Raw genomic sequence first — 10,955 nt, forward strand, 5'->3', positions numbered from 1 at the left:
CCTTCCTTATAGGAGCGGACGCGAGGACCCGTGCGAACGATCCGCCGCGCCCGATCCGCCCCCTGTCCCGCACGGGGCGCCGCGGCATGCCACCATCTTCGGGGCGGTGAGTGGTGATACGAGGACAAGACCAGATGACCGGGATGGCCGACGTGGGCGTGGACGAGGACTCCGACGAGTCCTCCGACGCCATGCCCGCAGGCCCCGGCGGTGCGCCCGCCGCCGAGCCGTCCCCGGAAGTCTCCCTGATCAAGGACCGGACGATCAAGACCCCGCAGCCGACCGACGCCGAGGCCGAGGCGCCCGAGCACGCTCCGGCCCCCGCGGCCGAGCCTACGCCGACCGGCGTCCCAGCCCAGCAGCCCACGCCGCTCGGCGAGCACGAAGCGGCCGAGGCCGCCGAGGCCCCCGACGACACCCCGCACCTGGACGTCGACGAGCCGCTGCTCGCCGCCCGCGCGCACCGCCCGTCCGACCTGATCCGCTTCCTGGCCGGCGTCTTCGGCATAGTCGCCGTGTTCGTCCTGGCCGGTGTGGCGACCTCGACCACCACCGGCATCGAGCTGGACATCGCCTCCAACGCGCCCCGCTTCTCCCCGGTGCTCTCCACCATCACCGGCCTCGTCTCCAGCGTCGCGGTGCTCGCCGTCCCGCTCGCCTTCGCGGTCGAGCGGCTGATCAAACGCGACGGCCTGCGGGTCGCCGACGGCGTGCTCGCCTCGGTGCTCGCCTACGGCGTCTCCCTGGGCATCGACTGGTGGGTCGCCGAGGGCGCCTCCGAGCACATCCGGGACGCCCTCACCCGGCTCCCGATGGACAGCAACGGCACCCTCACCGACCCGGTGCACGGCTACCTGGCACCGGTGATCGCCTATATGACCGCGGTCGGCATGTCGAGCCGGCCGCGCTGGCGGGTCGCCCTCTGGGTGGTGGTGGTCTTCAGCGGGATCACCGAGCTGCTCGGCGGCTACACCACCCCGCTCTCGCTGCTGCTCACCGTCCTGATCGGCTGGTCCGTCGCCTACGGCACGCTGTACGCGATCGGCTCGCCGAACATCCGGCCCACCGGCCAGCACCTGATGATCGGCCTGCGCAAGGTCGGCTTCACCCCGGCCAGCGCCCACCGCGCCGCGGACGCGCCCGGCGGCACCCGCCGCTACTTCGTCGCCCAGCAGAGCGGCCCGCCGCTGGACGTCCACATCATCGACCGCGAACAGCAGGCCTCCGGCTTCTTCTACCGGGCCTGGAGACGGCTGCGGCTGCGCTCGGTGGCCGTCCGCCGCAGCCCGCAGTCGCTGCGCCAGGCGCTGGAGCAGGAGGCGCTGATCGCCTACGCGGCCGCCGCCTCGGGCGCCCGCGCCCCGCAGCTGGTCGCCACCTCCGAGCTGGGCCCGGACGCCGCGATCCTGGTGTACGAGAACGTCGAGGGCCGCCCCCTGGACGACCTCGCCGACGACGAGGTCACCGACCAGGTGATGGCCTCGCTCTGGGAGTCCGTCGCCGCCCTGCACGAGCGCCGGATCGCGCACCGCCGGCTCACCGGCGAGTCGCTGCTGGTCGTCGACGAGAAGACGGCCTGCCTGGTCAACCTCTCCGGCGGCGACATCGCCGCCACCGACCTGACCCTGCGCATCGACGTCGCCCAGCTGCTCACCACGTTCGCGCTGCGGATCGGCCCGGAGCGGGCGGTGGCCACCCCCAACGCCGTGCTCGGCGCCGACCGGGTCGCCCAGGCGCTGCCGCTGCTCCAGCCGGTCGGGATGAGCCGCTCCACCCGCGTCGACCTGAGGAAGCTCACCAAGGAACGCAAGACCGCCGCCCGGGCCCGGGCGCTGGAGCAGGTCGCCGCCGGCGAGCGCACCCAGCAGCAGGCCGAGGAGGACATCGCGACGGCCGGCGAGGACCTGCTCAGCCGGATCCGCGGCCAGATCCTCCAGATCGCACCCGAGGCGCCGACCGAGACGGCCAAGCTGGAGCGGCTGAAGCCGAAGACCCTGATCATGGTCATCGCGCTCACCTTCGCCGCCTACCTGGCGCTGACCACCATCAAGCCGGCCCAGCTCAAGCTCTCCCAGATGGACTGGGCCTGGGCGGCGGTGGCCCTCGCCGCGGCCGCCTTCAGCTACGTCGCCGCGTCGATGAGCCTGACCGGCTTCGTCCCGGAGAAGCTGCCGTTCCGGCGCACCGTCGCCGCCCAGCTGGCCGGGTCCTTCGTCAAGCTGGTCGCACCGGCCGCGATCGGCGGCATCGCGCTGAACACCCGCTACCTGCAGAAGGCCGGCATCCGCTCCGGGCAGGCGGTCGCCTCGGTGGGCGCCTCCCAGCTGGCCGGCCTGACCGGGCACCTGCTGCTGCTGTTCAGCTTCGGCCTGATCACCGGCAGCCAGACCAACGGGGACCTCTCCGCCTCCCGCGCGGTGATCATCGGCGTGCTGACCGCCGCCGTGCTCGCCCTGGTGGTCGCAGCCGTCGCCCCGCTGCGGCGGTTCGTGCTGAACCGGCTGCGCTCGCTGTTCTTCGGCGTGGTGCCGCGGATGCTCGACCTGATGCAGACGCCCAGCAAGCTGGTCACCGGCTTCGGCGGCATCCTGCTGCTGACCCTCTCGTTCACCGCCTGCCTGGACGCCTCCGTGCAGGCCTTCGGCGGCTCGATCAGCTTCTCGGCGGTCGCGGTGGTCTTCCTGACCGCCAACGCGGCCGGTTCCGCAATCCCCACCCCCGGCGGCATCGGCCCGGTCGAGGTCGCCCTGATCGGTGCGCTCACCGTCGCCGACGTGCCCCCGGCGGTCGCCACCCCGGCGGTCTTCCTCTACCGGGCGCTCACCTTCTGGCTGCCGGTGCTGCCCGGCTGGATCTCCTACAACGTGCTCCAGCGCAAGGGCGCGCTCTAGCCGCCGGAAACGCGAGGAAGGGCCCGCCGAAGCGGGCCCTTCCTGCGTACCAGGCCTTGGCGGACCGGCTCGGTCCTCAGTACACCGGCTTGTGCGGCTCGATCTGGTTGACCCAGCCGAGCACGCCGCCGCCCAGGTGGACGGCGTTGGCGAAGCCGGCCGACTTCACCACGGCCAGCACCTCGGCCGAGCGCACGCCCGACTTGCAGTGCAGCACGATCTTCTTGTCCTGCGGCAGCGACTCCAGGGCGTCGCCCATCAGGAACTCGTTCTTCGGGATCAGCACCGCGCCGGGGATGTTGACGATCTCGTACTCGCCGGGCTCGCGGACGTCGATCAGGAAGATGTCCTCCTTGTCGTCCTGCCACTGCTTGAGCTGCTTCGAGGTGATCGTCGAGCCGGCGGCGGCGGCCTGCGCCTCCTCCGACACGACGCCGCAGAAGGCCTCGTAGTCGATCAGCTCGGTGACCGTCGGGTTCTCGCCGCAGAGCGCGCAGTTCGGGTCCTTGCGGACCTTCACCTGGCGGTAGTTCATCTCCAGGGCGTCGTAGATCATCAGCCGGCCGACCAGCGGCTCGCCGACGCCGGCCAGCAGCTTGATCGCCTCGGTGACCTGGATCGAACCGATGGACGCGCAGAGCACGCCCAGCACGCCGCCCTCGGCGCAGGACGGGACCATGCCCGCCGGCGGGGCCTCCGGGTAAAGGCAGCGGTAGCAGGGGCCGTGCTCGGCCCAGAAGACGCTGGCCTGGCCGTCGAAGCGGTAGATCGAGCCCCACACGTACGGCTTGCCGAGCAGCACCGCGGCGTCGTTCACCAGGTAGCGGGTGGCGAAGTTGTCGGTGCCGTCCACGATCAGGTCGTAGCCGGAGAAGATCTCCATCACGTTGTCGTTGTCGAGGCGCTCCTCGTGGAGGATCACGTTGACGTAGGGGTTGATCTCCTTGACGGAGTCCCGCGCCGACTCGCCCTTGGAGCGGCCGATGTCGGACTGGCCGTGGATGATCTGACGCTGCAGGTTGGACTCGTCCACCACGTCGAACTCGACGATGCCGAGCGTGCCGACGCCCGCCGCGGCCAGGTACATCAGCGCGGGCGAGCCGAGGCCGCCGGCGCCGACACAGAGCACCTTGGCGTTCTTCAGCCGCTTCTGCCCGGCCATGCCCACGTCGGGGATGATCAGGTGGCGGGAGTACCTGCGAACCTCGTCAACGGTGAGCTCGGCGGCCGGCTCGACCAGGGGTGGCAGCGACACGGGGACTCCGATGGTCGTCAGTTCAGGTGGCCAGGGCCAACCTCTTGTGGCTTGTTGCTCCGCCACCGAGGTGGCTCTGCTACGCCAACAGTGTCATGCCGCCCCGGTATTCCGAGACAGCCCGTCCGACTGGCGAGACGGGCTGCGTCGGATGCTGGGACCGGCCGGTCGCGCCGTTCCCGGGCCGGTCAGAGGCGCTGCGGCCCGCCACCACTGGGCCGTCGCGCCCCCGGCCGAGCCGGGCGGCGACGGCCGCCGGGGCTCAGACCCGGCAGGCCGTCTCCAGCCAGACGTCCCCCAGCGACTCCTCCAGCGGTACCTGTGTCCGCCAGCCGAGACGGTCCCGGGCGGTCCGCACGTCCGCCTGCCGCCACGGCACCGGCTCGCCCGACGGGCCCCGCCCCTCGGCCGGCCGCGGCTCCGGCGAGCGGTGCCCCGGCAGGTGGTGCTGGCCCAGGTGCGGGACGGCGTGCTCGACCGGCCCGCCCACCTGCGCGGGCAGCAGGACCTGCCGGTTCTCCTCCACGATCGCCCCCTCGAACCCGGACGCCCGCACCAGCAGCTGGGCCGCCTCCCGGGCCCGGACGGCGTGCCCGCTGCCGATGTTGATCACCCCGGTGGCCGCCGAGACCGCCGCCGCCTGGATCGCCCGGGCGACGTCCCGGACGTCCACGAAATCCCGGTATCCGGACAGGTCCGGCATCCGCACCTGCGGCTCGTCCCGCTCCAGGGCACGCCGCAGCCCCTCGGCGAGCCGCCCGAACAGCGAGGCCGTCGGCGCCCCCGGGCCCACCACGTCGAACACCCGCAGCACCGCCGCGTCCAGCCCCGAGGCCAGCACCAGCTCCGTCCCGGCGAGCTTGGACACGCCGTACGGGCCGACCGGGCGCGGCTCGGCACTCTCCGACACCGGCACCCCGCCCGGCACCGGCCCGTACTCGGCCGCCGACCCGACGTGCACCAGCCGGGCCGGCTCGCGGCTGCGCCGGATCGCCTCGCAGACGGTGGCGACGGCCAGCGTGTTGGCCCGGATCAGGGTGCGGGAGCTGCCGTAGGTGGCGCCCGCGCAGTTGATCACCACCTGGGGCGCGACCGCGTCCAGGAACCGGGCCAGCGCGCCCGGGCTGCCGGCGGTCAGGTCGAAGCGGATGTCGGCCGAGTCGCGCCGACCGAGCACCGTCACCTGCAACTCCTGGTCCACGAGCAGACGATCGGTGACCCGGCGGCCGATGAAGCCGTCGGCGCCCAGCAGCAGCACCCTCATCGGGGGTGTCCTTCCACGAAGCGAGGTCGGGGACGACCTGGCGGACAGAGTGTTGACGGACAGAGTGTTGACGAGCAGGAAGAGTCAGCGGTGCGCACCGGCCCGGCCGAGCACCGGCCACGCGTACGCCACCAGCGCCAGCGCGACGGCCCCGCCGCCGAGCAGCCCGGCCGCCGGCGCGGACCGGCCCAGCGCGAGCGGGACGGCGGCGGCCGCCGACCCGGCGAGCGCGCCCAGCGCGGCAACGCCGCCGCGGCCGCAGCGCGCCAGCAGCGCGGGCAGCACCAGCAGCAGGCCCAGCACGCCCTGCGCCGCCCACTGGACGGGATCGGCGCGCTCGGCCGCCAGGTGCAGCAGCCCGCCGCCGTGGCCCGGCCCGGGGCGCGGGGCGACGGCGGTCAGCACGGCGAGCGCGGCGAAGCTGAGCACCGCCAGCACGGCCAGGTGCAGGACCACGGCCACCGGCAGCACCGGCCGCATCCTGGCGCGGAACTCGGCGAGCGTGCCCGCCGTCCGCAGATGACCGCGGCCGATGTGCCGGAACCAGCGCGCGGCCCACTCGGCCGACCCGGCCGACAGCGCCGCCGCCAGCACCAGCGCGGCCGTCACCCGGCCGTCCCCGGCACCGCCGGTCGCCCCGGCGAGCGGGAGCAGCAGCAGCCCGGCCACCCCGGCCCCGTGGCCCAGGGCGTCCGGCCGCCACCGCCGCCCCCTGGCCGGGTGCGGTGCGCCCGGCCAGGGGGCGGTGGACGGGCCGAGTCCGGGATCGCCGGCGGTGGACGGGCCGGGCGCCGCGGATGCCGGCGCCGACGCCGCCGATCCCGCCTGCAGGAGCGCGAGCGGGACGGCCGCCGGGAGCAGCGCCGGCCACCGGCCACCGAGTGCGGCGGCCGCGGCGACCGGTAGTGCCGCCAGCACCGACGTCCGCAACGCCGCGCCGCGCCGCCGCGGCCGCGGCTGCGGCCGGCCCTCGCCCGCCTCGTCGGCCGCCGAGGCCGCGGGCGCGCGGCGCGGCACCCGGGCGTACAGCTCCTCGGCGAGCCCGAACAGGTCCGCGTGCCGGCAGCGCGCGGCCGCCTCCTGGCCCAGACCGGCCTCCTCCAGCCGGACGGCGAGGTCCAGCGGGTCGACGGCCTGCTCGCAGAGCTCCCGGTGCTCCGCCATCACCTCCCGGACCGGATCACCGGAGAGCCCCGGCGCCGCGGGCCCCCCGGGCGCCACGGAAGCTCCGGACATCCCGGTGGCCCCGGACACCCCGGCCGCCGGGCCGCCGCCCGCCATCAGACCGCCTCCGCGAGGGCGCCCGGCCGGTCGGCCGCCGCATCCGGACCGTCCCCGCCCGTCTCCGCGCCTTCTGCGCCCTCCGCGCCCGGGCCCTCGCCCCGGCGGTCCGCCAGCCAGTACTCGGCGGGCCGGGCGAACGGGCGCGGCTGCACGCCCACCCCACCGCCGGCCGCGGCCGGGAAGGCCGGCCACTGGGAGACCAGCTCCAGGTAGATCTCCCGGAACGCCCCGATCACCGGCTCGACGGCGAAGCGTTCCTGCGCCCGCAGCCGCCCGGCCAGCCCGAGCCGCGCCCGCCGCTCCTCGTCACGCAGCAGCGCCAGGCAGGCGCCGGCCAGCGCCTGCGGGTCACGCGGCGGGACGAGCAGCCCGGTCGGCCCGACCACCTCCCGGGCGACCCCGACGTCGGTCGAGACCACCGCCCGGCCGCTCAGCATCGCGTCGGCCAGCAGCCGGGGGCTGCGTTGGGAGAGCGCCGAGAACACCACCACCGTGGCGCCCTCCCAGGCCCGCGCGGTCGACTCCGGCCGCCCGGCGAACTCCACCGCTCCGGCCACCCCCAGCCGCCCGGCCACCGCCTCGCAGTGCGCCCGGTAGCCGCGGACGGCCTCCTCGCCGTGGACCACCAGCCGCGCCGCGGGCAGCTCGGCCCGGACCCGCGCGAAGGCGTGCAGCATCAGCTCGGTGTCCCGGCCCGGTTCCAGCGCGCCCGCCCAGACCAGGGTCGGCGCGGACGGCTCCGGGCCGGCCGCCGCCCGGGAAACCGCCGGAGTGCCCTCGTGGACCACCCTGGTCCGCACCGGGTCGGCCCCGCAGCGCCACTGCCACTGCTGGTCGTGGGCGCTGCCGGGGGTCAGTATCGCGGCCTGCCGGTACGTCTCCTCGGTGAGCGCCCGGAAGAAGGAGAGCAGCAGCGCCCGGACCGGCCACCGGTACGGCGCCTCGCGGTAGCCGAGGTACTGCTCACGCAGGTGCAGGCCGTGCTCGGTGACGACGAGCGGCACCCCGTGCAACTGCTTGGCCACCAGCGCGGGCAGCGCGGCCGGACCGCCGCCGACCACGTGGCAGAGATCGGCACCGCCGAGGCCGCCCGGTCCGGCGCCGTACCAGGGCGCGGAGAGCGGACGCAGGCACTGCTCCAGCAGGTCCGCCGCGACCAGCACGTCGCAGACCAGCGGCTCCCCGGCCGAGGTGTCGGCGCCCGGGGAGCGCCATATCCGCTCCAGCGTGTGCCGGGCCTGTGCCGAGGCGAGAAACGCGGGCAGCGCGCCGTCCTCCCGGGCGAGCGCCGCCAGCCGGTAGAGCCCGGCGCCGAACGCGGCCCGCTCCCCCGGCATGACCAGCGCCCGGACCAGCGCCTCGTATGCCCGCCCGTACTGCCGTCTGCGCAGTGCCCCCGGCATCCGCCCGCCCGGCCGACGACCCCAGAGGGCCAGTTCGTGCACCCCGAGCCAGCGGCCCCGGGAGCTGGCCCCGACCCCCGAGCCCGCCAGCGCGTACAACTCGAAGTCGTGCTCCGGCAGGCCTTCGACCAGCCGGTCGAACCAGTCACGGGTGACACGCTCCGGACTCATGCGGACACCTTCGGTGAGCAGGGCAACGCGCACGGGAGACCTCCTTTGCTACCCCTTGCAAGGGGTCGCCCCCCTTGGCAGGGCGGCGAGGACAAGGGCTTGCTACTCGAATGGGCATGAGGACCGCGGAGCCGCACGCCGGTACCCCTGCTTGCGGCCGCCTTCCGGATGCTCCGGCGGCCGCGACTCCCCCACATGTGTTCGGTCCGACAGCAGAAAGGTAGGACCGGCCTCCGGCGATCCATCGGTCACATGCCTGGCTGCCACCTGAACGAGTGAACCGGCGTGACCTTGCCCCCTGCCGGGGCGTTACCGCGCGCCGGACCGTGGCGCGGACCGATGTGCCCGGTCCGCGCCCTCGCCCGCGCCCTGCTACGCCGCCCTGCTTCCCCGCCCTTTTCCCGTGTCCGTCCCACGCCGCCTTCCGCGCCGGCCGTCAGGCCCGCGCGAGCAGCTCCCGCACCGCCCGGGCCACCTGCTCCGGGTGCTCCATCATCGCCACGTGCCCGGACTCCGGCAGCACCAGCAGCCGGGCGTCCGCGAAGGCGTCGCAGGCCCGCCGCGCCGAGCGGTAGGAGACCAGCTTGTCCCGCAGGCCGTACACCAGCAGCGTGGGCGCCTTCACCTGCCCGGCCTGCCGCCAGAGCGCCTGGTCCCCGCGCTCGGTGTAGGCGGAGACGATCCCGCGCGCCGAGCCGATGAGCGCCTCCATCGCGTGCGGCACCTCGCTGCGCCGCCGGTACTCCGCCACCGCCTCGGCCCGGGTGGCCGGCGACAGGCCCTGCGGGTCGCCGTAGATCAGCCGCAGCAGCCCCTCGGTCGCGTCCTCGGCGCTCCGCCCGTTCGCCGGCAGCCGGCGCAGCAGCGCGGGGACGCCGGGCACCGCGAGCAGGCCGGTCGGCCAGGCGGTGCGCTGCGGCGGCAGCTCGGGCAGCGCCGGCGAGATCAGGGTGAGGCTGCGCACCAGGTCCGGCCGGAGCGCGGCGAGCCGGACGGAGACGGCGCCGCCGAGCGAGTTGCCGAAGAGGTGCACCGGGCCGCGCCCGGCCGCCTCCAGGTAGCCGATCACCGCGCGGACGTGCCCGGAGACGGTGAGGTTGCCGTCGGCGGGCGGCGCGGAGTGGCCGAAGCCGGGCAGGTCCACGGCCTCGCCGTCGACCAGGCCGGAGAGCCGGGCCATCAGCGCCGTCCAGTTGCCGGCCGAGCCGCCGAGCCCGTGCACGAAGAGGGCCGGTTCCCGCCCGTCGGCCGTGGCCGCGTCCGCGGCAGGCCGGTGGACCGCCAGCGCCACACCGGGCACCTCGACCGTACGGAACGGTGCGGGCTCCCCCGCCTCTGTGCGTATCTGCTGCTCAGCGCTGCTCATGGTGGACGATGGTAATGAGCCACCGGCGGCAGGGCCCCGGGCGGGACCGATCGTCTCAGCTCTTGTCACACCACTGCCGTTGCCCATGGTCAGCGCCGTATTGTGGGCTCCTGACAAGGGGGCTCGGTGCTTTTCTTACGCTCGCCAAGCGCGAACGCGGTTACCGAAAAGTAGAATCGGTCATCTTGCCAGCCCCGAACAACCCGTGAAGTGAGGAGCGCCGTGACGGCCATCCAGGAGGCGCAGGAGCGCCCGCGCGGTGCCCGCCTGCCGCGAAGCGCCCGCCGTGAACAACTGCTCGGTGCCGCCCAGGAGGTGTTCGTCGCGCAGGGTTACCACGCGGCCGCCATGGACGACATCGCCGATCGCGCCGGGGTCAGCAAGCCGGTGCTGTACCAGCACTTCCCCGGAAAGCTGGAGCTGTACCTGGCGCTGCTGGACAAGCACTGCGACGCCCTGGTCGAGTCGACCCGCGACGCCCTGTCGACGACCACCGACAACAAGCTGCGGGTCGCCGCGACGATGGAGGCGTACTTCAACTACGTCTCCAGCGAGTCCGGCGCCTTCCGGCTGGTCTTCGAGTCGGACCTGACCAACGAGCCGGCCGTGCGCGAGCGCGTCGAGCGGGCCTCGGAGGCCAGCGCGACGCTGGTCAGCAAGGTCATCCAGGAGGACACCGACCTCCCCGAGGCCGAGTCCAAGCTGCTCGCCGCCGGCGTCTGCGGCCTGGCCCAGATCACCGCCCGCTACTGGCTCTCCCAGGGGCTGGAGATCCCGCGCGACGAGGCCGTGCGGCTGGTCGCCAGCCTGGCCTGGCGCGGCCTGAAGGGCTTCCCGATGCACCCCGGCTCCGAGCAGGCCGAGGGCTCCGCCGCCGAGCAGTGATCCACCGACCTTCGCCTCGGCCTTGATCCGGTGCTCTATGGTGAAGCCGTACGGCGCGGTCGCCGCGATCGCCTGTCCCAGGCGGTCCGGAACCGCGCGTGGATGGCTGCAACCCCGGAGGGACGGAAGCCGTGGAGGTCAAGATCGGCGTGCAGAACGCGCCGCGCGAGATCGTGATCGAGAGCTCGCAGACTGCCGATGAGGTCGAGAGCGCGATCGCCAAGGCGCTGGAGGGCACCTCGAAGCTCTTCGCGCTGACCGACGAGCACGGCCGCCGCGTCATCGTCCCGGCCGAGCGCCTGGCGTACGTGGAGATCGGCGAGCCGGCCGCCCGCAAGGTCGGGTTCGGCACGCTCTGAGCTGTACCGGGGGGGGGGGGGGGGGGGGGGGAGGGGGGGGGGGGGGGGGGGGGGGGGTGGGGGGGGGGTGGGGGGGG

Annotated in this window: 8 protein-coding genes; 3 read left to right on the forward strand and 5 right to left on the reverse strand. The window is 74.6% G+C overall.

Annotation, left to right across the window (positions count from 1 at the left end; translation table 11 throughout):
- Positions 1 to 134 precede the first annotated feature (134 nt).
- Complete coding sequence (locus ACZ6NC_RS37555) at positions 135 to 2,891, forward strand: flippase-like domain-containing protein (RefSeq protein ID WP_465738377.1); 2,757 nt, start codon at positions 135 to 137, stop codon at positions 2,889 to 2,891.
- Positions 2,892 to 2,967: 76 nt separating this feature from the next.
- Here ACZ6NC_RS37555 and moeZ read toward each other — a convergent pair whose 3' ends face one another.
- The 5 genes from moeZ to ACZ6NC_RS37580 form a co-directional block, all read right to left on the reverse strand.
- Positions 2,968 to 4,146: an adenylyltransferase/sulfurtransferase MoeZ gene (moeZ, locus tag ACZ6NC_RS37560; protein ID WP_465738378.1), complete on the reverse strand. Its 1,179-nt coding sequence runs from the start codon at positions 4,144 to 4,146 to the stop codon at positions 2,968 to 2,970.
- 262 nt (positions 4,147 to 4,408) lie between these two features.
- Positions 4,409 to 5,410 (reverse strand): NAD-dependent epimerase/dehydratase family protein, encoded by a 1,002-nt coding sequence (locus ACZ6NC_RS37565; protein WP_465738379.1) that lies wholly within the window; start codon positions 5,408 to 5,410, stop codon positions 4,409 to 4,411.
- 84 nt (positions 5,411 to 5,494) lie between these two features.
- Entirely contained in the window at positions 5,495 to 6,574 is a 1,080-nt protein-coding gene (locus ACZ6NC_RS37570; protein ID WP_465738380.1) for a hypothetical protein, read from the reverse strand.
- 116 nt (positions 6,575 to 6,690) lie between these two features.
- Positions 6,691 to 8,268 (reverse strand): DUF3492 domain-containing protein, encoded by a 1,578-nt coding sequence (locus ACZ6NC_RS37575; RefSeq protein ID WP_465738381.1) that lies wholly within the window; start codon positions 8,266 to 8,268, stop codon positions 6,691 to 6,693.
- A 436-nt stretch (positions 8,269 to 8,704) separates the two neighbouring features.
- Complete coding sequence (locus ACZ6NC_RS37580) at positions 8,705 to 9,634, reverse strand: alpha/beta fold hydrolase (RefSeq protein WP_465738382.1); 930 nt, start codon at positions 9,632 to 9,634, stop codon at positions 8,705 to 8,707.
- A 222-nt stretch (positions 9,635 to 9,856) separates the two neighbouring features.
- Between ACZ6NC_RS37580 and ACZ6NC_RS37585 the strand changes: the two genes are divergently transcribed.
- Complete coding sequence (locus ACZ6NC_RS37585; RefSeq protein ID WP_396320713.1) at positions 9,857 to 10,519, forward strand: TetR/AcrR family transcriptional regulator; 663 nt, start codon at positions 9,857 to 9,859, stop codon at positions 10,517 to 10,519.
- Positions 10,520 to 10,650: 131 nt separating this feature from the next.
- A complete protein-coding gene (locus tag ACZ6NC_RS37590; protein WP_465738383.1) occupies positions 10,651 to 10,878 on the forward strand; it encodes a DUF3107 domain-containing protein in 228 nt (75 codons plus the stop codon).
- Positions 10,879 to 10,955 lie beyond the last annotated feature (77 nt).

The sequence above is a fragment of the Kitasatospora sp. NPDC041988 genome, from assembly GCF_055588525.1.

Coding starts and splice junctions, on each gene's coding strand:
- ACZ6NC_RS37555 (WP_465738377.1), top strand. CDS start 135: ATGACCGGGATGGCCGACGTGGGCGTGGACGAGGACTCCGACGAGTCC.
- ACZ6NC_RS37570 (WP_465738380.1), bottom strand. CDS start 6,574: ATGGCGGAGCACCGGGAGCTCTGCGAGCAGGCCGTCGACCCGCTGGAC.
- ACZ6NC_RS37575 (WP_465738381.1), bottom strand. CDS start 8,268: ATGAGTCCGGAGCGTGTCACCCGTGACTGGTTCGACCGGCTGGTCGAA.
- ACZ6NC_RS37565 (WP_465738379.1), bottom strand. CDS start 5,410: ATGAGGGTGCTGCTGCTGGGCGCCGACGGCTTCATCGGCCGCCGGGTC.
- ACZ6NC_RS37580 (WP_465738382.1), bottom strand. CDS start 9,634: ATGAGCAGCGCTGAGCAGCAGATACGCACAGAGGCGGGGGAGCCCGCA.